Here is a 24667-nt window from a genome sequence, read left to right on the forward strand (position 1 = left end):
AGGGAGCACTCCGATGCAGCGGATTACGATTACGATCGAGGACGATCTCCTGGCGGAGATCGACGCTGCGGCGGAAGCGCGCGGCTACCAGAACCGCTCCGAGATCATCCGCGACCTCGCGCGCGCCGGGTTGCAACAGAGCAGCGAGGACACCGCACAGACGGGTTCTTGCGTCGCCGGCCTCGTCTATGTCTACGACCACGCCGCCCGCGATCTCTCAAAACGCCTGGTGCAGGAATTCCATGGTCACCACGACCTCGCGCTGGCGACGCTGCATGTCCATCTCGACGACAATAATTGCATGGAGATGACGGCACTGCGCGGCGACGCCTCCGAGGTCAGACATTTCGCCGACCACATCATCGCCGAACGCGGCGTGCGTTATGGACGTGTGGTGATGATCCCGACGGGGGACAGCAAGCAGGCGAAGGCGCGGAAGCACGGGCACCGGCATGAGTAGATTGGACTAGCACCGCGGCACTTTTCCCCTCTCCCCCTGTGGGAGAGGGTGGCTCGCCGCGAAGCGGCGAGACGGGTGAGGGGTATGTCTCCGCGACCACTCCTCTTCGAGCTCGCGGAGAGAAACCCCTCATCCGGCGCTTCGCGCCACCTTCTCCCACAAGGGGAGAAGGGAAGAGCATTCCGCTTGCGGATTTAAGCCGCCTTCGCATTCCCGCCCGGCAACCCGGCCCGCGCGACACCGCCGTAGAGCTGCTCGTTCGGCATCTCCTCGCGCAGGATCCTGCGCACCGTGATCAGCTTCTTCAAATCGATGCCGGTCGCGAAGCCCTTGCTCTCGCACAGGAAGACGAGATCCTCGAACACGACATTGCCGGTCGCGCCGGGGGCGAAGGGGCAGCCACCGAGGCCGCCGAGCGAGCCGTCGAGGATACGCGCGCCTTCGTCGAGCGCGGCGGCCGCGTTCGCGATGCCCATGCCGCGGGTGTCGTGGAGATGGATGCAGATCGGCTTTGATCCTGCGAGCTTCACCGCGGCGCGCGTCAGCTCCGCCACCTGCTTCGGCCCGGCATAGCCGACGGTATCGGCGATGCCGACGAAATCGACACCAGCCTCCAGGCATTTGTCGACCAGCCGCAGCACTTCTGCAGGATCAACCGCCCCGGTGATCGAGCAGCCCAGCGCCATCGAGATCGCCGCGTTGACGAGCGGCTTGTGGCTGGTGGCGTCGCGCAGCTCGCACAGGCGTTTCAGATTGGCGATGGCGGACTCGCGCGAGCGGTGCGCATTGGCCTGGCTGTGCTCTTCCGTTGCCGAGACCACCGAGGCGATCTCGCCAACGCCGGATTCAAGCGCCTCGTTGACGCCGCGCTCGTTGAGCGCAAGCGCGATGCCATGCGCGCCGGGCAATGAAGCGACGGTCGCGACAACGTCACGGACATCGACGAATTGCGGAAACGTCTTTGCCGGCAGGAACGAGCCGACCTCGAAATGCCGCACGCCGGCGGCATATTCCTCGCGCACCCAGCGCTGCTTGGCGTCGGTTGACGGAATTTTCTTCACGAGCTGGAGCCCGTCGCGCAGGCCGACTTCGCGCAGGCTGACGCGCTCTGCAGGGTAAATCTCCTGAATCCGGCTCATCCGCGCCTCCCTGTCGTTTTTGACGTGACGTCTTCATTTTCATTGTCGATCTCGGCGCGAACGGCCGCCGTGTCGGCGCCGAGCGGGGCGACCTTCAGGCCTTCGCCGATATGGCTGCCGTTCCATTCGATCGGCAGCGCCGGCACCCGGAACGGCTTGCCGTCGGCGGTGACATTGTTGACGAGGCCGCCCGGCCGCAGCACATGCGGATCGGTGAAGAGATCCTCGGGCCGGTTGATCGGCGAGAAGCAGATGTTGAGCGCATCGAGCCTCTGCGACAGTCTTGCCACGTCCCATTGCCTGATGATCCCGGCGGCGCGCGGAATGATCCGCCCGCGCGCCAGGATGCGATCGGTCGTGGTGCGCAAGGCGGGATCATCGAGGAATTCAGTCAGGCCGAACTCGCGGCAAAAGCTCTGCCAATGGCCTTCGGTGACGACGCCGATGAAGATGGGCTCGCCGCCAGCGGTCTCGAAGATGTCGTAGATCGGCCACGCATGCTCGCGCTCCGGCATCGAGCGCGGCTTGTTGCCGGTCATCTCGTATTCGACCATGTGCTGGGCAACCAGAAACAGGCAGTTCTCGAACAGGCCGATGCGGATGTCGGCGCCGCCGCGTTTTCCTCCGCGCTTCTGATAGAGCGCCGCGAGGATCGCGATCACGCCGAACATGCCGCCCATGATGTCGTTGGCGGACGAGCCGACGCGCTGGGGCTTTTCGCTGGTGCCGGTCATGGCGGCAAGGCCCGCCATCATCTGCACCACCTCGTCCAGCGCGGGGCGGTGCTCGTAGGGACCGGAGAGGAATCCCTTGTGGCCGGCAATGATCAGACCCGGATGCCGGCGGCGCAGTTCGTCCGCGCCAAGCCCCTGCTTACCGAGCTGGCCGTCGCGAAAATTCTCAAGGAACACGTCGGCGGTCGCCAGCAGCCGGTGCATGGTGTCGCGATCCTCAGTCTTCTCGAAATCCAGTACCACGCTGCGCTTGCCGCGGTTGAACAATGGGAAAAAGGCGGTCCCCATGCCTCCCAGGCTCCGGGTCTTGTCGCCCGCAGGCGGCTCGACCTTGATCACGTCGGCTCCGAGCTGCGCCAGGATCATGCCGCAGGTCGGGCCCATGACCATGTGGGTCATCTCGACCACGCGCACGCCTGCGAGCGGCAATCCGTCCGCCGATTCTTCCATCGCCATATGCGCCTGTTCCTTTGCCGCGCTGGTTCCGCTTGTTGTCAAGCGGGTTGGTGGAGCAACGGTCCTGCCGAATTCATCGTGGCTTCGTTGATGCGAGCGGTCAATCCGGCCATAAGCGGCGCCGCCGATCTCCCTTGCCGAAGTGGCCCGGGGTGTCTACCTCTCGCGGGTGATTTCGTGAGAGGAACTCCCATGCTGGATGCCGCCGTCAAGGCGCTGTCGCAAATGATCTCGCCGCCGATGCGCTCGATCCTGTGGCGGTCGATCGGCGTTGCACTGGTGCTGATCATCGTGCTGGCGATCGGCTTGCAGCGGCTCCTGAGCTGGTTTGCGACCTATGGCGAGGCCTGGCTGGAAGGCCTACTCGGTCCGGGCTGGCACTCATCGCTCGAGGTGTTGTCCTGGATCATCTCGATCGCCGCGGGCCTCGGCGTCGTGTTCGGGGCTGTGTTCCTGATGCCCGCGATCACGTCGCTGGTGGCGAGCCTGTTCGTGGACGACGTCGCCGACATCGTCGAGCGCGAGCACTATCCGGCCGAGCGGCCGGGCGTCGCGCTGCCGGTCAGCCAGGCGATCTACGAGGGCGTCAAGACCGCGCTGCTGACGATCCTGGTCTATCTGATCGCGCTGCCGCTGGTGCTTTTCGCCGGCGCCGGATTCCTGGTCTTCTTTCTCGCCACGGCATGGCTGCTCGGCCGCGAATATTTCGAGCTCGCGGCGATGCGGTTTCGCTCGCCGGAGGACGCCAAGGCGATGCGGCGCGACAATGCCGCGACCATCTTCACCGCGGGCCTGTTCATCGCAGCCTTCGTCTCGATCCCGATCGTGAACCTAGCGACGCCGATCTTCGCCATGGCCTTCATGGTGCACATGCACAAGCGGCTCTCAGGCCGGCGCCCCGAGCTGATCGAGCCGGCGCGGCAAATGCGGTGAGGGTGTCTACGTCACCGACATCCCGCATTTGCGCAACAGCATCCTGGCGAAGCCGAACGGCGCCGGCGTGAACGGGCCGGGCGGCGCCCGGGTGACCAGCGCGACGACGCCGAGCGCGGCCATCGCCACCCAGAAGCACAGCCAGAAGCCGTCGATATAGGCGAGCACATTGGCCTCGCGCTGGACCAAGCCCGCGAGCGTACCGACCGCGCGGGCCTGGGCCGAGCCCGCACCATGGGCCGCAAAATGGTCGGCGAGCTGTTTCAGCATGCGGACCACGTCGATGTCGCCGACGCCGAGATTCTGGCCGAGATAGAAGGAATGGATCTGCTCACGGACGCGCAGCCATGTCCCCATCAACGCCACGCCGATCTCGGCGCCGCCGAGCCGCATGATCTGGATATAGGCGGCAAACGAGGTGGCACGGCTCGGATCGGAATTGGACAGCAGCGTGATGATCAGCGGCAGCAAGGTCAGCGACTGCCCGATGGCCTGGAGCAGCACGATGCCGGCGAAATCCTCGCGCGCCCAATCATGACTGAGCTGCGTGCCCCAGAGATTGGCGGCGGCGAAGCAGGCAAATCCCACGACCATCACCGTCCGCGTATCAAAATGCCGCAGCAGCCAGATCGAAAGCGGCACCAGCGCGAACATCGGCAACGCGCCATAGGTGAGCAGCAGCAAGCCACTCTGCTCCGGCCTGAGCAGAGCGATGGTGGCGAGGAAATTCGGCACCAGCGACGCGTTAGAGAGGCTGGTCAGCGTATAGAGCAGGATCAGGACTAGCCCGAGACCGATATTGCGCGAGAACAGCACGTTGATATGCGCCCATGGCTGTCGCACCAGGGCCTCGTTGACGAGGAAGCCCGCGACCAGCACCGCGCCGGCAATGATCAACGCCATCACCGTCCCCGACCCCAGCCAGTCCAGCCGGTTGCCCTGGTCGAGCCCGGCATAGATCATGGAGACACCGGCGCCGAGCAGCAGCATGCCGCCCCAATCGGCCTCGCGCAGCAAAGCGCGATTCACCGGCTCGTTCGGCGTGCCCCAATAAACCATCAGGCCCATCAGGGGCGCGATCACGACGCTCTGCCAGTACAGCCATTGCCAGCCGAGATGGTCGACATAGAAGCCGACCAGCGAGCTCGAGGTATCAAGCGCGAAGCCGACGCGAATCGAATAGATCGAGATCGCCGGGAGCCACCAGCGGATCGGCAAATTGCGGAACACGATCATCAGCGTCGCCGGCACGAAGGTGCCCAGCAAGAGGCCATGCACGACGCTGAGCGCGAGCAATGTCGGATAATCGTGCACGAACGGGATGATCAGCGAGACCGCGGCATAGACGAGGCTGGGGATACCCAGCACGCGGCGCAGGCCGAACACGGTGGCAAGCCAGGCCACCGCAGGCGCGATGAAGATCTGCGAGCCGATGCCTGCGGTGGAGAGCCAAGCGCCCTCGTCGAACGAGAGCGAGAACGCGCCGCGCAGGTCCGGCAGGCCAATCGTGGTCAGGCGGCTGTCGAAATTGGCGAGGAACGAGCCGAGCAGCACCGCTGCCACCGCAAACAGCGGCTGCGGCGCGACGCCGCCGCGCGAGAGCGGCCCACGACTGGAATCGTCATTTTCCGCCATTGCCGGCCTTGGTGTCGATGCTGGTGACGACCGACATGCCCGGCACCAGCCGCGTCAGCAGCGGCTGGTTGTCGTCGAACTGGATGCGCACGGGAATGCGCTGCACGACCTTGGTGAAGTTGCCGGTTGCGTTATCCGGCGGCAGCAGCGCGACCTGCGCGCCGGTCGCGGGCGCAATGCGCTCGACCCGGCCGCGCAGCTTCTCACGCGGGAAACTGTCGACGGTGATCTCGACCGGCTGACCCGGTGCGACGTGGGTAAGCTGGGTCTCCTTGTAGTTCGCGATCACATAGACCTTCGGCAACGGCACGACATTGACGAGGTTGGTGCCGATGTTGACGTAGTCGCCGGGCTGGACCTGCCGCTCGCCGACGACGCCGTCGAACGGCGCCGATATCTTGGTGTAGCCGAGCTTGAGCTTCGCACTCGCCAGCGTCGCCTTGGTCGCTTCGAGATCGGCGGCGCGCTGCTTCCTGGTGCCTTGCAGCACCTCGAGCTGGTGCTGCTGGGCCGCGATCACGGCGCGGCTCGCGCGAACATCGGCCTGCGCCTTGGCATAGCCTGCGACCGCCTGCTCGAACCGCTGCCGCGTACCGGATTCGGTCTGCGACAGCGATTGCTGACGCTCCTGCTCCTGCCGTGCCTCGACCTCCACGGCTTCGGCCGAGAGCCGCGCGGCTTGCGCCTGCGCGATCGTCGCATATTGCAGCTCGATCTGATTGGCCAGATTGTCGAGCACGGCCTGCGCGGCGGCGACCGCCGCTTCGGACTGCGCGACTTGCGCCTGATAGTCGGCAGGATCGATCTGGATCAGGAGATCGCCGGCCTTGACGCGCTGGAAGTCGGTGACCCCGACGGTCAGCACTTCGCCGGAGACGCGACTGGCAAGCCGCGTCAGCTCGGCGCGCACATAGGCGTCGTTGGTGGTCTGGACCACGGCGTTTCCGACCCATTCGTCGAAGCGCTGCGTTGCCAGCGCGACGAAGCCGAGCGCGACGATCACCGCGAACAGCGGAATCGCGAGCCGGCTCCACAGCGAACTCGCCGGTCGCTGCGTTGGCTTCGGTGGCGGCGCCGGCGTGGCAACAGGTGGCGGCGACGGGATTTGTTCCGGCTGACTCACGCTAGACTCCAAAAACCAGTTTCCCGAACGCTATTTTCAGACCGTCTTTTCCGGCCACCTGCAGAGATCGTTGATCAGGCAAACCTCGCAGCGCGGCTTGCGCGCGAGACAAGTATAGCGGCCATGCAGGATCAACCAATGATGGGCATGCAGCATGAACTCGGCCGGGATCACCTTTTCGAGACCGAGCTCGACCTCCAGCGGCGTCTTGCCGGGCGCAAGTCCGGTCCGGTTGCCGACGCGGAAGACATGGGTGTCCACCGCCATGGTGTGCTCGCCGAAGGCCATGTTGAGCACGACATTGGCGGTCTTGCGCCCGGCACCCGGCAACGACTCGATGCCGGCGCGCGTGCGCGGCACCTCGCCGCCGAACTCGCTGAGCAGCTTCGCCGACAGCCCGATCACGTTCTTCGCCTTGGTGCGATAGAGGCCGATGGTTTTGATGTATTCGCGCAGGCGTTCCTCGCCGAGGTCCAGCATCTTCTGCGGCGTGTCGGCGATCGCAAACAACGCACGCGTCGCTTTGTTGACCCCAGCATCGGTCGCCTGCGCCGACAGCACCACCGCAACCAGCAGCGTGAACGGATTGACGTGCTCGAGCTCGCCCTTCGGCTCCGGGTTGGCCTTGCGGAAACGGCTGAAGGCCTCGTGGACCTCGGGCGGCGTCCAGGGCTTCATGGCCTTGAGGGATTTCTTCGCGGGCGCCTTTGGTTTTGCCGCGACCGGCTTTGCCTGTTTCTTCGGCACGGAGGTTTTGCGCGGGGCCGGCTTGCGGGTGATTTTCGCCATGATCGGGATATACTGAGGGACGATGAGCACAGGCAACGAAATTGAGCGCGAACGATCGGGAAGCGAGGCTGAGCCTCAGATCTTTTCCGCGCGCCTGACGCCGCACCGCTCGCTGAACCGCACCGGCTTCCTCGCCGTGATGCTGTTCCTGAGCGCCGTCAGCTTCGTCACCGGCCTCGTCTTCCTGATGATGGGCGCCTGGCCAGTGTTCGGCTTCTTCGGCCTCGATGTGCTGGTGATCTGGTGGGCCTTCAAAGCCAATTTCCGCGCGGCGCGGGCCAGCGAGGAGATCGTGGTCACACCATCTGAATTGCGCGTGCGGCGCGTCAGCCAGCACGGCCAAATCGTCGAATGGACCTTCAATCCGCTCTGGGTTCGACTCGACATGGAAATCGACGAGGATTTTGGCATCGAGCATCTGTATCTGATCTCGCGAGGTCACCAGATCCAGATCGCCCGCTTCCTGGGACCGGACGAAAAGGCAAGTTTTTACAAAGGTTTGGTTGAGGCATTAAATGCCGCCCGGCGCGGCCCGACCTACAATCCGGTCACCTGATTTGCGGATCGGAAATCGGGTGGTTTCGCACCCCGCCCTCTCCTACATTTGTGGTCATGATGACACTCGCGATACATGACCAGCGCCTGGCCGGGCCAGGCTCCCAGAACGCCGCGTTGCGCGACTATGATTCCGTGCGCCGGGCGATCGCCTTCATTTCGGAAAACTGGCGCGCACAGCCGACCATCGAGGCGATGGCGGATGCGGCCGGCGTCACCCCGGACGAGCTGCACCATCTGTTCCGCCGCTGGGCCTCGATCACGCCGAAGGCTTTTATGCAGGCGCTCACGCTCGATCACGCCAAGGGCTTGCTCAGGGACTCCGCGAGCATCCTCGACGCGGCGCTCGACTCGGGCCTGTCGGGTCCGGGGCGCTTGCACGATCTCTTCGTCACGCATGAGGCGATGTCACCGGGCGAATGGAAGAACGGCGGCGCGGGGCTCATCCTGCGCTACGGCTTCCATCACTCGCCGTTCGGCACCGCGATCGTGATCGCGACCGATCGCGGATTGTCGGGCCTCGCCTTCGCCGATCCCGGTGAGGAACAGGTGGCACTTGCCGACATGACGCGGCGATGGCGGAACGCAACTTACGTCGAGGATCACGAAGGTACCGCACCATTGGCGCAGCGCATCTTCGACACAAAACTCTGGCGGCCGGACCAGCCGCTGCGCGTGGTGATGATCGGCACCGATTTCGAGGTGCGAGTGTGGGAGACCTTGCTGAAGATCCCCATGGGCCGCGCGGTGTCCTATTCGGACATCGCCTGCAACATCAACAGCCCGAAAGCCTCACGCGCAGTCGGCGCCGCGGTCGGCAAGAACCCGGTGTCCTTCGTCGTGCCCTGCCACCGCGCGCTCGGCAAAAGCGGTACGCTCACCGGCTATCACTGGGGCATCACCCGCAAGCAGGCGATGCTGGGCTGGGAGGCCGGGCAGCTGGGGATGCAGTAAGAGTTGCTACGCGTAAACTGCCCCACATCGTCGTCCTGGCGAAGGCCAGGACCCATTATCCCAGGGAGATGTTTTGGCGCCGACTGCCAACCACCAGTCATGGCAAAACCAACGACGGTGGTTATGGGTCCTGGCTTTCGCCAGGACGACACCGAGTGCTTGGCCGGCTCAGTCCCGCGCGAACGTCTTTAGCCCGCCAGATCCAGCTTCGAGGCCACCGTCGAATCCGCATTGAGGCGGTAGATGATCGGCACGCCGGTGGCGAGCTCGCGCTTCAAGATGCCTTCCGGCGAGAGCTTTTCCAGCACCATGATCAGCGCGCGCAGCGAGTTGCCGTGGGCGGCAACCAAAGTGCGCTTGCCGTTGAGCACGCCGGGCAGGATCTCCTGCACGTAATACGGCAATGCACGCGCCAGCGTGTCCTTCAGGCTTTCACCGCCGGGCGGCGGCACGTCGTAGGAGCGGCGCCAGATCAACACCTGGTCCTCGCCCCATTTCTTGCGGGCGTCGTCCTTGTTGAGGCCGGAGAGATCGCCATAGTCGCGCTCGTTCAGCGCGAGGTTCTTCGTTGTCGGCAGGCCCTTCTGGTCGAGCTCGCCGAGAATGAGGTCGAGCGTGTGCTGGGCGCGCGTCAACACCGAGGTGTAGGCGACGTCGAACACGAGGCCCTGCGCCTTCAGCTTGCGGCCGGCTTCGGTTGCTTCCTTCACGCCGAGTTCGGTGAGGTCAGGATCCTTCCAGCCCGTGAACAGGTTCTTCAGATTCCATTCGCTCTGGCCGTGCCGCACCAGCACGAGAAGACGTTCGCTCATTGACTGCTTTCCGTTTCGTTTAAATGTCAGACAGGCCGAGCACGTCGGCCATGGAGTAGTGCCCCGGCTTCTTGCCATGCGCCCAGAGCGCGGCCTTCAGCGCGCCGTGGGCGAACAGCATGCGATCCTCCGCGTGATGCGACAGCGTCAGCCGCTCGAACGCGCCGAGGAAGCTCACGCTGTGATCGCCGGCCGCGGTGCCGCCGCGCAGCGACGCAAAGCCGATGTCGCCGGGCTTGCGCGCGCCGGTGATGCCGTCGCGGCCACGATCTGCATGCTCGTCGAGCGCGATGCCGCGGCCGGCCGCGGCGGCCTGACCCAGCATCAGCGCCGTGCCCGAGGGCGCGTCGATCTTCATGCGGTGATGGGTTTCGACGATCTCGATGTCGAAGCTCTCGTCGAGCGCCTTGGCGACACGCTTGACCAACGCGGCGAGCAGATTGACACCCAGGCTCATATTGCCGGACTGCACCACGACGGCGCGGTTGGTGACGCTCTTGATCACGGCGTTGTCGGAGCCCGACAGGCCGGTCGTTCCGACCACGTGCACGAGGCCGCGTTCGGCGGCGATCGCGACATTGGCGAGGGTCGCCGCGGGCACGGTGAAATCCAGAATGCCGTCGGCGTCCTTCGACAACGCCCAGAGATCGCCGGAGAGCTTGATGCCATTGGCCGGCAGGCCCGCGAGCACGCCGGCATCCTTGCCGAGCAGCTCCGAGCCCGGCGCCTCCAGCGCGCCGGCCAGCACCGCGCCTTTGCTCTCGGCAATCGCTCGCGTCAGCGCCCGGCCCATCCGGCCGCCGGCTCCAGCAACAATCAAGCGCATGTCGGACATGGTGCGATCCCTCTCACGGTCGTTGTAGCGGGGGGAGGCAGTTCCGGCAACCGAGGGGGATCGGGCAGGCGGGCTTCCACCTTCCCCTGGAGCGCCGGTCGCTTGTGACCATCCTTCGAGACGCCCGCCTACGGCGGGCCCTCAGGATGAGGTCAGAATCCGTGGCAACAAATTCGACGGGCGCCGATACTGCTTAACCTCATCCTGAGGAGACCGCGGAGCGGTCGTCTCGAAGGACGAGGCGTGCGCGCAGACCCAGCCTCAGCCGTCTGATGGTTGTGGGCCGTCATAGCCCTCGATGATGATGAGGTCGGCGACGGAGTGCGGCTGGCGCACCTTGATGTTGACTTGGTATTCCGGCGAGTTGTAGCAGGCGATCGCGGTCTCGTAGTCCGGGAATTCGATCACGACGTTGCGGGTGCGGCTGGCACCTTCGACGGTGGTGAACTTGCCGGCGCGGACGACGAAGCGGCCGCCCCATTTCTTGAAGATCGGACCATTGGCGACGGCATAGGGCTTGTAGCCCTCGTCGCTGCTCACGTCGACGCGTCCGATCCAGTAGCCTTTTGCCATTGTTCTTCTCCCTGTGTTGTTGGGTTTCTATTTGAGCATGATCTGATCGGAAAACCGCTGCACACTTTTCCGGATCATGCTCCGAGCGCTTGCGCGATCTCGGCCTGGATGGCCTCGGCAATCGCCTTGGGGTCCGTGGCTTCCACCACCGGCCGACCGACGACGAGGTGGTCCGCGCCGGCCGCAATCGCGCGGCCCGGCGTCATGATGCGCTTCTGGTCGCCGCTCGCCGCACCGGCCGGCCGGATGCCGGGGGTGACGAGGCTCATCTGATGGCCGACGATCTTGCGCAAGGCTCCGACTTCCTCGGGCGACGATACCAGCCCGTCGATGCCGAGCACCTGCGCCTGCTGCGCGCGCGCTTCGACGAGCTCGGAGACGCCAAGCCGGAAGCCTGCCGCGTGCAGATCGTCCTCGTTGTAGGACGTCAGAACAGTGACGGCGAGGATCTTCAGGTTCGAGCTGCCGCGGCCTTCGACGGCACCCTTCATGGTCTGCGGATAAGCGTGGACCGTGAGGAAGGTCGCGCCGAGCCTGGTGATGCTGTCGACGCCCTGCGCCACGGTGTTGCCGATGTCGTGCAGCTTGAGATCGAGAAAGACCTTCTTGCCCTTGTCGGCAAGCTTGCCGACCAGCGGCAAGCCGCCGGCATAAGCCAGCCGATAGCCGATCTTGTAGAAGGTGACGCTGTCGCCGAGCCGGTTGACCATCGCTTCCGCGGCATCAACGCTGGGAAGATCGAGCGCGACGATCAGGCGGTCTTTCGGGGCAATCTCGGCTGGCGTCATGTCACCTCACATCATGCGTTGGGAAATGTCGATCAACTGCCGCACCAGTTCCTTCAACGCGGCGATATCGCCCTCGTGCTTCAGCCTGTCCATATCGTCATAGGCCTGGTCGGCAAAGGCGAGCGTGAGCTGGCTGGCAATCACATTGGCGTGGCAGGAGGTCAGGATCAGGCGAAGCGCCTGCAGCGCGCGAGCTGCGCCCAGCCGGCTCTGCGAGGCGCCGGCAAGCGCGAAGACGCGGTTGCGGAACACCTCGCCGCGCGGCTCGTGCAGCTCATGCACGCGACTGACCCAGTCGATCGCGTTCTTCAGCAGCGGCGGCACCGAAGCGTTGTATTCGGGCGAGACGATCAGCACGCCATGATGCGCGCCGATCATGCGCTTGAGATTGATCGCGTGCTTGGGCACACCGGATTTGGCCTGCAGGTCACCGTCATAGATCGGCAGCGGAAAATCGGCGAGCGAGATGCGGGTGACGTCGACACCGGCCTGGTCGAATGCATAGGCGGCGACCGCTGCCAGCTTCGCATTATGCGAGCCGGTGCGAAGAGAGCCGGGAATGATCAGGATTTTCGGTGCGGACATCCGCTTCCATGCGTTCGGCGAAACGAGCCCGCCACGCAAACAGGAATGCCGGCGGAATTAGTCCTTGCGATACACCCAGACGCGGGCCGGCGGAAGGTTCATCCAGATCCGTTCCGAGGCCTCTGTGGACACGCCGGGCAGCGATTTCGGAATCGGCGGCACCACCGCATAGGTGAACTGGACGAAGGGCGCACCGGGCGCCAGCGCCGTGAAGGCGTCGCGGATGAGCCGCAGCCGCGTCAGCATCGGTTTTGTGACCAGCGGCAGGCCGGAGACGACCGCGGAGGCCGGCGCGCTCAGCACGTTCCAGAGCGTGTCGCGCAGGCGATACGCATCGCCCTGCACCACCTTGGCCTGCGGATAGCGGTCGCGCAGCAGCGCGCAGAAGCCTGGATTGTATTCGACGAGGACGAGACGCTTCTGGTCGACGCCGCGCTCGACCAGGGCCGAGGTGATGGCGCCGGTGCCGGGCCCGAGCTCGACCACCGGTGCGTCCGAATTGACGTCGACGTAATGGGCCATGGTCCGGGCCAGCAGCTTGCCCGACGGCATCACCGCGCCCATGTGGAGGGGCTTTTCGATCCATGACCGGAGAAAACGCACCTCGTCATCGAGACGGGGCTTCTTCAACGCACGCGCGGACGATGGCAATGGCATATCGGGACCGGCCGGGACCGCGTGACCGCGGCGTGTCAGAAAATGGTCATAAAGACGTATAGGCCGAAGGCGGTACGGTCAAGACGCGTCAACTCGCGCGATTACCGAAGAAATCCTTGACCTTGGTGAAGAAACCCTCGGATTCCGGCTGGGTGTTGCCGGAGGAGAGTTTTTCGAACTCGGCCAGCAATTCCTGCTGCTTCTTGGTGAGGTTTTGCGGGGTTTCGACCACGACCTGAACATACATGTCGCCCATCTGGCGCGAGCGCAGCACCGGCATGCCTTTTGATGCGATGCGGAATCGGCGGCTGGACTGGGTTCCTGCGGGGACCTTCACCTTGGTCTTGCCCTTCTCAATGGTCGGCACCTCGAATTCGCCGCCAAGCGCCGCCGTCACCATCGAGATCGGCACACGACAATGCAGATCGGCGCCGTCGCGCTGGAAGAACTGGTGCTGGGCCAGCGACAGGAAGATGTAGAGGTCGCCGGGCGGGCCGCCGCGGACCCCGGCCTCGCCCTCACCGGCGAGCCTGATCCTGGTGCCGTCCTCGACTCCAGGGGGAATGTTGACCGACAGATTCCGCTCGCGGGTGACACGGCCCTGACCCGAGCAGGACGGGCAGGCGTCCTCGATCATCTGGCCGCGCCCCTGGCAGCCCGGGCAGGTGCGCTCCAGCGTGAAGAAGCCCTGCGACTGCCGTACGCGTCCGGCGCCGCCGCAGGTCGAGCAGGTCTTCGGCTTGGTGCCGGCCTTGGCCCCAATGCCCGAACAGGCTTCGCAGGTGACCGAGACCGGGATCTCGATCTGCGCAGTCTTGCCGCCAAAAGCTTCCTCGAGCGTGATTTCCATGTTGTAGCGCAGGTCGGCGCCGCGCTCGCGGCCGCCACGGCCGCCGCGCTGTCCGGCCATGCCGAACAAATCTTCGAAAATGTCGGAAAAGGAGGAGGCGAAGCCCGCGCCAAAACCGGCGCCGCCACCGCCGCCCTGCTCGAAGGCGGCATGGCCGTAACGGTCATAGGCGGCGCGCTTGTCCTTGTCTTTCAGGACCTCGTAGGCCTCGTTGATTTCCTTGAACTTGACTTCGCTGGTGTTGTCCCCGGGATTACGGTCGGGGTGAAACTTCATCGCCAGCTTGCGGAACGACGATTTCAGCGCGGAATCGTCGGCATCGCGTTCGACTTCGAGGGTCTCGTAGTAGCAGCGCTTGGTGGACGTGGACATGATGAGCTCAGTCTATCCGATCGCGATTCAAGTCGGAGCGAAGCAACGTCGCCATGCGACGATATAGGCAGCCTTCCGCCTCGCGGCAGAGGATTGCACGGCAGCATTCAGAATAACGGCTGGGAATTGATCGATCGTAACGGGCCCGGCTTTAACAGAGCCGATTTTCAAAGGGTCTTGGCCCGTCGAGCCCGACACGATGGCCTCCCCCGCGAGGGAGGAGGCCGTTGGCGCGTGTGGGGTCCAAGCCGTCCGCATCATCACCCTCGCGGGGTTCAGGCGGACTTCTTGTTGTTCTTGTCGTCGTCGACTTCGGTGAATTCCGCGTCGACGACGTCGTCCTGGGCCGCATCCTTCTTGGCGTCGGCCTCGGCCTGCTGCTTGTACATGGCCTCGCCGAGCTTCATCGAAGCCTGGGCCAGCGTTTGGGTCTTGGCCTTGATCGCTTCGGCATCGTCGCCCTTCAGCGCTTCCTTCAGATCGCTGACGGCATCCTCGATGGCGCGGCGCTCGGTCTCGGCGACCTTCGAACCGTGCTCGGCCAGCGCCTTCTCGGTCGAATGCACCAGGCCGTCCGCTTCGTTCTTGGCAGTCACGGCCTCGCGGCGCTTCTTGTCCGCCTCGGCATTGGCCTCGGCGTCCTTGACCATCTTCTCGATGTCGGCTTCCGACAGACCGCCGGAGGCCTGGATGCGGATCTGCTGCTCCTTGGACGTGGCCTTGTCCTTGGCCGAGACGTTGACGATGCCGTTGGCGTCGATGTCGAAGGTCACCTCGATCTGCGGCATGCCGCGCGGAGCCGGCGGAATGCCCATCAGGTCGAACTGTCCGAGCATCTTGTTGTCGGCCGCCATTTCACGCTCGCCCTGGAAGACGCGGATGGTGACCGCGTTCTGGCTGTCCTCGGCGGTCGAGAACACCTGGCTCTTCTTGGTCGGGATCGTGGTGTTGCGGTCGATGATGCGGGTGAACACGCCGCCCAGCGTCTCGATGCCCAGCGACAGCGGGGTCACGTCGAGCAGCAGCACGTCCTTGACGTCGCCCTGAAGCACGCCGGCCTGGATCGCGGCGCCGATCGCCACGACTTCGTCCGGGTTGACGCCCTTGTGCGGCTCCTTGCCGAACAGCTGCTTCACGACTTCCTGGACCTTCGGCATGCGCGACATGCCGCCAACCAGCACCACTTCGCCGATCTCGGCGGCGGTAAGGCCGGCATCCTTCAGCGCCTTGCGGCAGGGCTCGACGGTCTTCTGGACGAGATCATCGACCAGCGCTTCGAACTTGGCGCGGGTGAGTTTCATCGTCAGATGCTTCGGGCCGGTCTGGTCCGCGGTGATGAAGGGCAGGTTGATCTCGGTCTGCGTCGTCGACGACAGCTCAATCTTGGCCTTTTCAGCGGCTTCCTTCAGGCGCTGCAACGCGAGCTTGTCGTTGCGCAGGTTGATGCCCTGCTCCTTCTGGAATTCGTCGGCCAGATAGCCGACCAGGCGCATGTCGAAGTCTTCGCCGCCGAGGAAGGTGTCGCCGTTGGTCGACTTCACCTCGAACACGCCGTCGCCGATTTCGAGAATCGAGATATCGAACGTGCCGCCGCCGAGATCGTACACGGCGATCGTGCCGGCCTTGGTCTTGTCGAGGCCGTAGGCGAGCGCGGCCGCGGTCGGCTCGTTGATGATGCGCAGCACTTCAAGGCCAGCGATCTTGCCGGCGTCCTTGGTCGCCTGGCGCTGGGCGTCGTTGAAGTAGGCGGGCACGGTGATGACGGCCTGGTCGACCTTCTGGCCCAGATGGGCTTCCGCGGTCTCCTTCATCTTCTGCAAGATGAACGCCGAGACCTGCGAGGGCGAGTAGGTCTGGCCGTCGGCCTCGACCCAGGCGTCGCCGTTGGAAGCCTTCACGATCTTGTACGGAACGAGCTTCTTGTCCTTCTCGACCATCGGGTCGTCGTAGCGGCGGCCGATCAGGCGCTTCACTGCGAAGAACGTGCGCTCGGGATTGGTGACGGCCTGGCGCTTGGCCGGCTGGCCGACGAGGCGCTCACCGTCGTCCGTCACGGCGACGATCGAAGGCGTCGTGCGCATGCCTTCGGAATTCTCGATGACTTTGGCGTTCTTGCCATCCATTACGGCGACGCACGAATTCGTGGTGCCGAGGTCGATCCCGATGACCTTTCCCATGGTCCTGTATCCTTGTTTTTGCGGCAGGCTGGCTGGGCCCAGAAGGCACCCGAACCGAAACCCCCTAAGATCAAACATTCGCGATATTGCGATGGTTGGGGGTCATATAGGAGGGGGGGAGGTGCCTGCAAGGACCGAACGCAAGTTTCGGCCGTGAAAACATTGGGTTTTGGAAGAACATATCCGGGCTGCACCGCCCTTGCGGGTGAGGAATTATTAACAGGTGCCGCGATCGGCCGGCATCCGCTACCGCATTCCGTCCCGCCCTGTTGCGGCCAGACCAAAACCGCTAAAAGGCGGGCAGCCGGCCGGGCTCGTCATCGAGCTGCCTCGCGCGACAAAAGGGGCCGGCTGGCCACCATCGAACGGCCTCAATGTGAACCAATCAGAGTGCCCATGAAGCTGATCCGCCCCCTTGCTGCGCTCGCCCTCCTCGTTGCCTCTGCGCTTCCGGCTCTGGCTGCCGACGCCGTTTTCCCACCCGGCCTGCGCCTCGGCATGGTGCCATTGGTCGGTCTCAACACGGCAAAGACCTTTCCCGGCTTCGAGAGCGAGGACGGCAACGTCAAGGTGCTGATCACAGAACTGCCGCCGGCGGCCTATGGCGAGGTCGTGAGCGCCTTCAACTCCAATCCGGCCGGAACCAACGGCATCAAGCAGGACAAGATCGAGACACCCGCGGGTCTTGCCTATTTCACCACCGAGAGCGGCAAGGCCGGCGAGACCCCGGTGCGGCGCTATTCGATGATCGTGCCGGGGGCCGGCTTCTCCGGCTATGTCGCGGTGCAGATTCCGGAGAATGCGGTCAAGATCTACACCGACGAGGCGGTGCGGCAGATGTTCGCGAGCGTCGTCACCCGCAAGCAGGTCTCGGCCGACGAGCAGATCGCGCTGATGCCGTTCAAGATCACCGATCTCGCCGACTTCAAGGACGTTCGCACGCTGGCGCCGGGCTCGAGCATCATCCTGGCCGACGGCGACGAGAGCTCCGGCTATGAATCGAAGCCGTTCATCATCCTCGGCGTGATTGGCGCCACCCCGCAAGCCGCCGACGACCGTGCCCGCTTCGCCCAGGAGGCGGCGCTCCAGATTCCCGGCGTGCGCGAGTCGCGCGTCACCATGTCCGAGCCGATCCGCATCAGCGGCCAGCAGGGTTTCGAGACCCGGATCGACGGCGTCAGCGGCAAGGACAAGACGCCGGTGACCGTGGTGCAGTGGATCCGCTTCAGCAGCGGCGGCGCCTCGCTGCGCATCATCGCCAGCGCCCCGCGCGAGCAATGGCCGGCCGCCTTCACCCGCTTCCGCGCGGTCCGCGACGGCATCCAGCCGAAGGGCTAGCCTGACACTCATCGTCGTCCCGGCGAAGATACCCGGTCAGCAGCCCAACCACTCGCCAAAGCCCGCTGCATTTTCGGGCTTCTGTTCGTACACGAACGGAACTAGGCTCCCCTTCCGTTGAGTTCATCCTGGAGGGAGGCGAATGATGCTGGATCGGCGACAAGTCTTGGCGGCGCTCGGGACGAGCGCGCTCGTGGCGCTCGCGCCAACCGCGATTCTGGCGGCCACATCGATCAAGCCGGACGATGCATCCGCGCTGCTCGTGATCGACGTGCAGAACTGCTTCCTGCCCGGCGGCAGCCTTGCCGTGAAGGAAGGCGAGCAGGTGGTGCCCGTCATCAACAAGATCTCGAAAGCGTTTTCGAACGTGGTGATGACACAGGACTGGCACACGCAAGGCCATGTTTCCTTCGCATCAGTCCACGCCGGCAAGAAGCCGTTCGAGACCGTCGATCTTCCCTACGGCAAGCAGGTGCTGTGGCCCGACCATTGCGTGCAGGGCACCGACGGCGCCGCGCTGTCGAAGGACCTTGCGATCCCGCACGCCGAGCTCATCATCCGCAAGGGTTTTCACAAGGACGTCGACAGCTATTCGGCCTTCCTCGAAGCTGACGGCAAGACCTCGACCGGCCTTGCCGGCTATCTGAAGGCGCGCAAGATCAAGCGCGTCTTCGTAGTCGGGCTGGCGACGGATTTTTGCGTTGCGTGGACCGCGCTCGACGCGCGCAAGGCGGGCTTCGAAGTCTATGTGGTGGAAGACGCCTGCCGCGGCATCGACAATCAGGGCTCGCTCGCAAAAGCCTGGGCCGACATGGCCAAGGCTGGCGTGAAGCGGATCCAGTCCGCGGATATCGCGGCGAGCGCGTAAGAGGCGCGATCGAACTGCAAGACCCTCGTCCTGAGGAGCGCGCTTCCTCGCGCGCGTCTCGAAGGATGAAGGCCTCGCTGCAGCAGCTCGGCCTACATGGTTCGAGACGGCGCTGATGCGCCTCCTCACCATGAGGATCGATCAGTTGGCCGCGCCGTTCGGCTCGTTGCTGTTGGCGGGCGCGGCCTTGGCGCCGCCCTTGGCGACACCGACCAAGGCAGGACGCAGCACGCGCTCGCCGATGGTGTAGCCGGCCTGCATGACCTGCACGACGGTGCCCGCGGGCACCGATGCATCAGGCACCTCGAACATCGCCTGCTGGAAGTTCGGGTCGAACTTCTGGCCCAAGGGGTCGAATTTCTTCACGCCGTGTTTTTCCAGCGCGCTGAGCAGCGAGCGCTCGGTCAGCTCGACGCCCTCGATCAGCGAGGCGAGGCCTGCATCGGCCGCCGCACGGGCCTCGGCCGGAACGGCATCGAGCGCGCGCTGGAGGTTGTCGGCGATGTCGAGCACGTCGCGGGCAAAGCCCGTGACGCCGTAGAGCTTGGAGTCCGCGACCTCCTTGGCGGTGCGCTTGCGCAGATTCTCCATCTCGGCCAGCGTCCGCAGCATGCGGTCGCGCGCCTCGGCGACTTCCTTCTGCAGAAGCTCGACCGAGCCGGGCTCGGGATCGTCGGGCATGATGTAGGGTTTTGACACCACGGGCTCGCCGGCCGCAGCACTCGTGTCTTCGGGTTGCCGGTCTCGATCGGTCATCGGCTCTCTTTTCGCATTCGTCTCAGGGGGTTTCTGGCCCGGATATCGTGCTTCGGGCGCCGAAAATCAAGCGCCCGTGATCGGGGGAGACGCCGGTCAGCCCCCCAGCAGCCGGCTGACGATGCGGGCAGCGTAGTCCACGGTCGGGATCACGCGGGCATAATTCAGCCGCGTCGGCCCGATCACGCCCAAAACACCGACGATATGGCCGGCGGCATCCCGATAGGGCGAGATGATGGTGGACGAACCCGACAATGAGAACAGCTTGTTCTCACTGCCGATGAAGATCCGCACGCCTTCCGCGGTCTCGGCCCGGCCGAGCAGGTCGATGACGCCGCGCTTGGTCTCGAGATCGTCGAACAGCAGGCGAACGCGCTCGAGGTCCTCCAGCGCATGCAAATCCTCGAGCAGATTGGCGTGGCCGCGGACGATGAGCTGGCGGTCCTCGTTCTCGCCGCCCGACCAGCTGGCAATCCCGGCCGAGATCACCTTATGCGTCAGCTGATCGAGCTCGGTGCGCGCCTCTCCGAGCGCGGTCTCGAGCTCCAGCCGCGCCTCGGCCAGGGTCCGTCCCCGGATCCGCGCATTGAGGAAGTTGCCGGCTTCGGTCAACGCCGACGATGGAACTCCCGGCGGCAGCGTCAAGACGCGGTTTTCGACCTGCCCGTCCTCGCCGACCAGGATCACCAATGCCTTTTCCGGTTCCAAGCGGACGAATTCGATATGTTTCAGCCGCGCATTGGATTTCGGCGTCAGCACGACGGCAGCGGCGCGGGTCAGGCCGGAAAGCCGCGTCAATGCTTCCTCGAGCGCAGCCTCGACCGATTGCGCGTGGCCCACGGAGGTCAACTGGCTCTGGATCGCCTGCCGTTCACTGTCATTGAGGTCGCCGACCTGCATCAGGGCATCGACGAAGAAGCGCAGGCCGAGTTCCGTCGGCAGCCGGCCGGCGGAGGTGTGCGGGGCGTAGATCAGGCCGAGCTGTTCCAGGTCGGCCATGACGTTGCGGACCGAGGCGGGCGACAGCGGCATGGCGATCAGGCGAGAAATATTGCGCGAGCCCACCGGCTCCCCGGTCGCGAGATAGCTTTCGACGATTTGACGAAAGATGTCGCGGGAACGCTCGTTGAGCTGGGCGAGGCCCGCGCGCGGCGCGATCAGATGGATCGGATCGTGATGGGCCACAGACCGTAACTCCTCTCAGATGCAGGTAATTTGTCTATCCCGGACGCTTCTGACAAGCGTGGTGTTGGCGGATTGAAATTCGGCAGTGAAGAAGACCTCGATCTTCCCCCTTGCCGCCCACCCTCCCCCCACCTACAAGCACCGCCAACAGCCCTTTTCCGAGACTTTTGGAGGATTTCCCATGCGGCCAAGCCGCCGTGCGCCCGATGAATTGCGCCCCGTGACGCTGGAGCGCGGCGTGGTCAAATATGCGGAAGGCTCGTGCCTGGTGAAATTCGGCGATACCCACGTGCTGGTCACCGCCACGCTGGAAGACCGCCTGCCGCCATGGCTGAAGGGCCAGGGCCGCGGCTGGGTCACCGCCGAATACGGCATGCTGCCGCGCGCGACCTCGGAACGCACCCGCCGCGAGGCCTCCGCAGGAAAGCAGAGCGGCCGCACCGTCGAAATTCAGCGCCTGATCGGCCGCTCGCTTCGCACCATCATCAATCTCGAAGCGCTCGGCGAGCGCCAGATCACGGTCGATTGCGACGTGCTCCAAGCCGACGGCGGCACCCGCACGGCCTCGATCACCGGCGCCTGGGTCGCCCTCGCCGATTGCATCACCTGGATGAAGGCGCGCAACATGGTCAAGGCCAATGTGTTGCGCGACAACGTCGCCGCGATCTCCTGCGGCATTTACAAGGGCACGCCCGTGCTCGACCTCGACTATGCCGAGGACTCCGAAGCCGACACCGACGCCAATTTCGTCATGACGGGCGATGGCCGCATCATCGAGGTCCAGGGCACCGCGGAACGCGAGCCGTTCACGGAAGCCGAGTTCCTCGCGCTGATGGCGCTGGCGCGCAAGGGCGTCGCGCGTCTCGTGGACTTGCAGAAACTGGCGGTAGCGTAGTCAATAGCCCGATGCATCGCCGAATCACCGGAAAGCTGGTCATCGCCACCCATAATCCCGGCAAGCTCGCCGAGATGAAGGAGCTGCTCGCGCCTTACGGCATCGAGGCGGTGTCGGCCGGCGAATTAGGCCTTCCGGAGCCGGAAGAGACCGGAAACGATTTTCGCAGCAACGCCGCGATCAAGGCGATCGCGGCAGCGCAGGCGACGAAGCTGCCGTCTTTCGCCGATGATTCCGGCATCGTGGTCGACGCGCTCGACGGCGCGCCCGGCATCTACTCGGCGCGCTGGGCCGGCCCGAACAAGGATTTTGCCGCGGCAATGGCGCAGATCGAACGGCTGTTGCAGGAGCGTGGCGCAACGACGCCCGCCAAGCGCAAGGCGCACTTCGTTTCCGCGCTCTGCGTTGCATGGCCCGACGATCATCTCGAAGAGGTCGAGGCGCGCGTCGACGGCACGCTGGTGTGGCCGCCGCGCGGCACCGCCGGCTTCGGCTACGACCCGATGTTTTTGCCCGACGGCCATAGCCGCACCTTCGGCGAGATGGAGAGCATCGAGAAGCACGGCCTGCCGCCGCTCGGTCTCGGCCTGTCGCACCGTGCCCGCGCCTTCGTGAAACTGGCGGAGATCTGCCTTGAGCCGCGCTAGAGCGTTTTCGAGCGAAGTGGATACCGGTTCGCGCCAGGAAAACGCGTCAAAACAAGAATCCGAAGCCTTCGGCGTCTACGTGCACTGGCCGTTCTGCCTGTCGAAGTGCCCCTATTGCGACTTCAACAGCCATGTCCGCCACGCCGCGATCGACGAGGCGCGCTTTGCGTCGGCTTTCGCGCGCGAGATCGCTGCGACCGCTGAGCGCGCGCCCGGCCGCGAAGTCACCTCGATCTTTCTCGGCGGCGGCACGCCATCCCTGATGCAGCCTGCGACCGTCGGCGCTGTGCTCGATGCCATCGGCAAGCACTGGAGTGTGGCGAAAGACGTTGAAGTCACGCTGGAGGCAAACCCGACCAGTGTCGAAGCCACGCGCTTTGCCGGTTATCGCGCCGCCGGCGTCAACCGCGTCTCGCTCGGCGTGCAGGCGCTCGACGATGCCTCGCTGAAGGCGCTCGGCCGCATGCACAGCGCGCGCGAGGCCCTCGACGCGGTCGCCATCGCGCGCCGCTCGTTCGATCGTTATTCGTTCGACCTGATCTATGCCCGTCCCGACCAGACGCCGGCGATGTGGGCCGATGAATTGCGTCTCGCGATCGGCGAGGCGGCCGAGCATCTGTCGCTCTATCAACTAACCATCGAAGAAGGCACGCCGTTCTTCGGCCTGCATCAGGCCGGCAAGCTGAAAACGCCGGATGAAGCGATCGCACGCGCGCTCTACGACGTCACGCAGGAGACCTGCGACAAGCTCGGCCTGCCCGCCTACGAGATTTCAAATCACGCGCGGCGCGGCGCCGAGTGCCGGCACAATCTGGTCTACTGGCGCGGCGAGGAATATGCCGGCATCGGCCCCGGCGCCCATGGCCGGCTCGACATCGACGGAATCAGGCACGCGACCGCCACCGAGAAGCGTCCCGAAGCCTGGCTGATGCGGGTCGAGACCAACGGGCACGGCGTCGTCACCGACGATCTCCTCAACAGCGAAGAACGCGCCGACGAATTTTTGCTGATGGGCTTGCGCCTTGCCGAGGGCATCGACCCCGAGCGCTACCGCGCGCTGTCAGGCCGCTCGCTCGATCCCAAGCGCATCACGCTCCTGCGCGAAGAAGGCGCGATCACGGTGGATGCAACCGGACGCCTGCGCGTGACCAGCAGCGGTTTTCCGGTGCTGGACGCAGTGGTTGCGGATCTCGCGGCGTAGCGAGTTCTACGAAAATTACGCCCCGAAACTCTTCGGCGAGCCCGCGACTGCCACACCACCGCCTGTCGTCACCTTCATCACCGCAAGGCCGCGCTCGTTGGTGCCGTCGGCGCGGAAGCGGAACAGCCCGTCGATGCCGGCGAATCCGGAAGGATTGGTGAGCACGTCGGACGAGAAGCGCGTCGTGCCTTGCGTGCGCGCCAGCGCGGCGACCAGGGCGACGGCGTCATAGGCGAGCGTGGCCGTGCGGATCGGCTCGGCGCCGTATTTGGTGCGATAGCGGCCGGAGAAGGCGCGGAAGCCGGCCGGGTCGGGCGCGGCGTAGAGGCCGCCTTGCAAGCTTGAGCTGGCATAGACGCGCGGACTGTCCCAAAGGCCGGTGCCGAGCAGCTGGATATTGCGCAGGTTCGCACCCGCCGCGCTCATCGCATCGGCGACCGAGACGACGGCGTCGCCGTCATCGGCGATGAACAATGCATCGGCGCTGCCGAGCTGCTGCGCCACGGTCCGGGCCGGCGTGGTGCGATCGGCGCCGTATTTCTCGAACGCGACGATGCGCCCGCCGCGGCGCGGCACCGCCGCCTTCACCGCGGCCTCGACCACGTTGCCATAGGCATTGTCGGGCACGAGCACGGCGACGGAGCGCTTTCCGATGCTGGCGGAATATTCGACGATGCGGTTGACGTCGGACTCCGGCAGGAAGCTCAGCAGATAGACACCGCGCCCGGCGATGCTGGAATCGGTCGAGAACGCCATCACCGGGATGCCGCGCGTGCGCGCGATCTGCGCCACCGCAGGCACCGACTGCGCGAACAGGGGCCCCAGGATGATCTCGGCGCCCTCATCCACCGCCTGCTGCGCGCTCGCCTGCGCACCCTGCGGGCTGCCATTGTCGTCCTTGATCAGGAGCTGGATGTTGGGATTCTGGAACTCGGCCAGCGCCATCTCGGCGGCGTTGCGCATCGACTGCGCGGCGAGGCCCGCATTGCCGGAGGCCGAGAGCGGCAGGATCACGGCAACCTTCACCCCGCCGGTGCCGGCGGTCGTGGCCTGCTGCGGCGGGCCGGCCGGCTGGGCCGGAGGCGGAGAGGAACTGCTGAAGGGATTCGAGAACTGGCTCAGGCTCTGCTGCACGCCGGCGCAGGCCGACAGCAGCGGCGTGCCGAGCAACAGGCCGAGCGCGCTCCGCCGGGTCGCCCCCGATATCAGGGACCCCTGAACGGGAGACTCCTCCGAAGAGGAAGATCTGGGATCACGTGGGCCCGTCATGACAGTTTCTCTTCTGATCGACCGTCGCCAGCCGCTCACGATATTCTTTCCACGACACCGGCCATGGATTCAGGCATATTG

At 65.1% G+C, this 24667-nt stretch carries 25 protein-coding genes; 9 read left to right on the forward strand and 16 right to left on the reverse strand.

Going from position 1 to position 24667, the window contains the following annotated elements; translation table 11 throughout:
* The first annotated feature begins 13 nt into the window (after positions 1-13).
* Complete coding sequence (nikR, locus tag BRA1417_RS0104385) at positions 14-460, forward strand: nickel-responsive transcriptional regulator NikR (protein WP_027514772.1); 447 nt, start codon at positions 14-16, stop codon at positions 458-460.
* Between the two features lie 194 nt (positions 461-654).
* Here nikR and BRA1417_RS0104390 read toward each other — a convergent pair whose 3' ends face one another.
* Both BRA1417_RS0104390 and BRA1417_RS0104395 read right to left on the reverse strand, forming a co-directional pair.
* A complete protein-coding gene (locus BRA1417_RS0104390; RefSeq protein WP_027514773.1) occupies positions 655-1599 on the reverse strand; it encodes a hydroxymethylglutaryl-CoA lyase in 945 nt (314 codons plus the stop codon).
* A complete protein-coding gene (locus BRA1417_RS0104395) occupies positions 1596-2789 on the reverse strand; it encodes a CaiB/BaiF CoA-transferase family protein (RefSeq protein WP_027514774.1) in 1194 nt (397 codons plus the stop codon). Before BRA1417_RS0104395 ends, BRA1417_RS0104390 begins: the two co-directional genes overlap by 4 nt.
* Before the next feature lie 192 nt (positions 2790-2981).
* Here BRA1417_RS0104395 and BRA1417_RS0104400 point away from each other — a divergent pair, with 192 nt between their 5' ends.
* A complete protein-coding gene (locus BRA1417_RS0104400) occupies positions 2982-3722 on the forward strand; it encodes a sulfate transporter family protein (protein WP_027514775.1) in 741 nt (246 codons plus the stop codon).
* A gap of 6 nt (positions 3723-3728) precedes the next feature.
* Here the strand turns inward: BRA1417_RS0104400 and BRA1417_RS0104405 are convergent, their stop codons facing one another.
* Genes BRA1417_RS0104405 through nth form a run of 3 tightly spaced genes read right to left on the reverse strand, consistent with a single transcriptional unit; the run spans position 3729 to position 7269 of the window.
* Positions 3729-5357, reverse strand: coding sequence for an MFS transporter (locus BRA1417_RS0104405; protein ID WP_027514776.1), 1629 nt, complete (start codon positions 5355-5357; stop codon positions 3729-3731).
* Complete coding sequence (locus BRA1417_RS0104410) at positions 5344-6480, reverse strand: HlyD family secretion protein (RefSeq protein ID WP_027514777.1); 1137 nt, start codon at positions 6478-6480, stop codon at positions 5344-5346. Before BRA1417_RS0104410 ends, BRA1417_RS0104405 begins: the two co-directional genes overlap by 14 nt.
* A 36-nt stretch (positions 6481-6516) precedes the next feature.
* Positions 6517-7269 (reverse strand): endonuclease III, encoded by a 753-nt coding sequence (gene nth / locus BRA1417_RS0104415; protein WP_027514778.1) that lies wholly within the window; start codon positions 7267-7269, stop codon positions 6517-6519.
* Positions 7270-7291: 22 nt separating this feature from the next.
* On the opposite strand from nth, the gene BRA1417_RS0104420 reads away from it, so the two are divergent.
* Both BRA1417_RS0104420 and BRA1417_RS0104425 read left to right on the forward strand, forming a co-directional pair.
* Entirely contained in the window at positions 7292-7825 is a 534-nt protein-coding gene (locus BRA1417_RS0104420; RefSeq protein ID WP_027514779.1) for a DUF2244 domain-containing protein, read from the forward strand.
* 56 nt (positions 7826-7881) lie between these two features.
* On the forward strand, positions 7882-8778 hold the full coding sequence (locus BRA1417_RS0104425; protein WP_027514780.1) for a bifunctional helix-turn-helix domain-containing protein/methylated-DNA--[protein]-cysteine S-methyltransferase: 897 nt from the start codon (positions 7882-7884) through the stop codon (positions 8776-8778).
* 188 nt (positions 8779-8966) lie between these two features.
* Here BRA1417_RS0104425 and BRA1417_RS0104430 read toward each other — a convergent pair whose 3' ends face one another.
* From BRA1417_RS0104430 to dnaK, 8 genes are all read right to left on the reverse strand, one after another.
* Entirely contained in the window at positions 8967-9590 is a 624-nt protein-coding gene (locus tag BRA1417_RS0104430; protein ID WP_027514781.1) for a 2,3-bisphosphoglycerate-dependent phosphoglycerate mutase, read from the reverse strand.
* Between the two features lie 19 nt (positions 9591-9609).
* Positions 9610-10425, reverse strand: coding sequence for a 4-hydroxy-tetrahydrodipicolinate reductase (dapB, locus tag BRA1417_RS0104435; protein WP_027514782.1), 816 nt, complete (start codon positions 10423-10425; stop codon positions 9610-9612).
* Between the two features lie 261 nt (positions 10426-10686).
* Positions 10687-10998 carry a DUF1330 domain-containing protein gene (locus BRA1417_RS0104440; RefSeq protein WP_027514783.1) on the reverse strand — a complete coding sequence of 104 codons (312 nt, stop codon included), beginning with the start codon at positions 10996-10998 and terminating at the stop codon, positions 10687-10689.
* Positions 10999-11072: 74 nt separating this feature from the next.
* Entirely contained in the window at positions 11073-11786 is a 714-nt protein-coding gene (pyrF, locus tag BRA1417_RS0104445) for an orotidine-5'-phosphate decarboxylase (RefSeq protein WP_027514784.1), read from the reverse strand.
* A 6-nt stretch (positions 11787-11792) separates the two neighbouring features.
* Positions 11793-12371: an NADPH-dependent FMN reductase gene (locus tag BRA1417_RS0104450; protein WP_007604013.1), complete on the reverse strand. Its 579-nt coding sequence runs from the start codon at positions 12369-12371 to the stop codon at positions 11793-11795.
* Positions 12372-12428: 57 nt separating this feature from the next.
* The gene (locus tag BRA1417_RS0104455) at positions 12429-13028 is read right to left on the reverse strand and encodes a class I SAM-dependent methyltransferase (RefSeq protein ID WP_007598495.1); all 600 of its coding nucleotides are present in this window, start codon (positions 13026-13028) and stop codon (positions 12429-12431) included.
* 88 nt (positions 13029-13116) lie between these two features.
* Positions 13117-14250: a molecular chaperone DnaJ gene (gene dnaJ / locus BRA1417_RS0104460; protein ID WP_027514785.1), complete on the reverse strand. Its 1134-nt coding sequence runs from the start codon at positions 14248-14250 to the stop codon at positions 13117-13119.
* A gap of 275 nt (positions 14251-14525) precedes the next feature.
* Positions 14526-16427, reverse strand: coding sequence for a molecular chaperone DnaK (gene dnaK, locus BRA1417_RS0104465; protein WP_027514786.1), 1902 nt, complete (start codon positions 16425-16427; stop codon positions 14526-14528).
* A gap of 396 nt (positions 16428-16823) precedes the next feature.
* Between dnaK and BRA1417_RS0104470 the strand changes: the two genes are divergently transcribed.
* Together BRA1417_RS0104470 and pncA are read left to right on the forward strand one after the other, a co-directional pair.
* On the forward strand, positions 16824-17765 hold the full coding sequence (locus BRA1417_RS0104470) for a hypothetical protein (RefSeq protein WP_027514787.1): 942 nt from the start codon (positions 16824-16826) through the stop codon (positions 17763-17765).
* Positions 17766-17910: 145 nt separating this feature from the next.
* A complete protein-coding gene (pncA, locus tag BRA1417_RS0104475) occupies positions 17911-18633 on the forward strand; it encodes a bifunctional nicotinamidase/pyrazinamidase (protein WP_027514788.1) in 723 nt (240 codons plus the stop codon).
* Positions 18634-18774: 141 nt separating this feature from the next.
* Here the strand turns inward: pncA and grpE are convergent, their stop codons facing one another.
* Together grpE and hrcA are read right to left on the reverse strand one after the other, a co-directional pair.
* A complete protein-coding gene (grpE, locus tag BRA1417_RS0104480; RefSeq protein WP_007598484.1) occupies positions 18775-19389 on the reverse strand; it encodes a nucleotide exchange factor GrpE in 615 nt (204 codons plus the stop codon).
* A gap of 96 nt (positions 19390-19485) precedes the next feature.
* On the reverse strand, positions 19486-20574 hold the full coding sequence (gene hrcA, locus BRA1417_RS0104485; protein ID WP_007598483.1) for a heat-inducible transcriptional repressor HrcA: 1089 nt from the start codon (positions 20572-20574) through the stop codon (positions 19486-19488).
* A gap of 181 nt (positions 20575-20755) precedes the next feature.
* Between hrcA and rph the strand changes: the two genes are divergently transcribed.
* From rph to hemW, 3 genes are read left to right on the forward strand one after another with little or no spacing between them, the layout of a single operon-like run.
* The gene (gene rph / locus BRA1417_RS0104490) at positions 20756-21469 is read left to right on the forward strand and encodes a ribonuclease PH (protein ID WP_027514789.1); all 714 of its coding nucleotides are present in this window, start codon (positions 20756-20758) and stop codon (positions 21467-21469) included.
* Positions 21470-21480: 11 nt separating this feature from the next.
* The gene (gene rdgB, locus BRA1417_RS0104495) at positions 21481-22116 is read left to right on the forward strand and encodes an RdgB/HAM1 family non-canonical purine NTP pyrophosphatase (RefSeq protein WP_027514790.1); all 636 of its coding nucleotides are present in this window, start codon (positions 21481-21483) and stop codon (positions 22114-22116) included.
* A 16-nt stretch (positions 22117-22132) separates the two neighbouring features.
* The gene (hemW, locus tag BRA1417_RS0104500; RefSeq protein WP_051448269.1) at positions 22133-23317 is read left to right on the forward strand and encodes a radical SAM family heme chaperone HemW; all 1185 of its coding nucleotides are present in this window, start codon (positions 22133-22135) and stop codon (positions 23315-23317) included.
* 15 nt (positions 23318-23332) lie between these two features.
* On the opposite strand, the gene BRA1417_RS0104505 is transcribed toward hemW, so the two are convergent.
* A complete protein-coding gene (locus tag BRA1417_RS0104505; RefSeq protein ID WP_027514792.1) occupies positions 23333-24586 on the reverse strand; it encodes a penicillin-binding protein activator in 1254 nt (417 codons plus the stop codon).
* Positions 24587-24667: the final 81 nt, after the last annotated feature.

It is taken from the genome of Bradyrhizobium sp. WSM1417 (genome assembly GCF_000515415.1).
GTDB lineage: Bacteria > Pseudomonadota > Alphaproteobacteria > Rhizobiales > Xanthobacteraceae > Bradyrhizobium.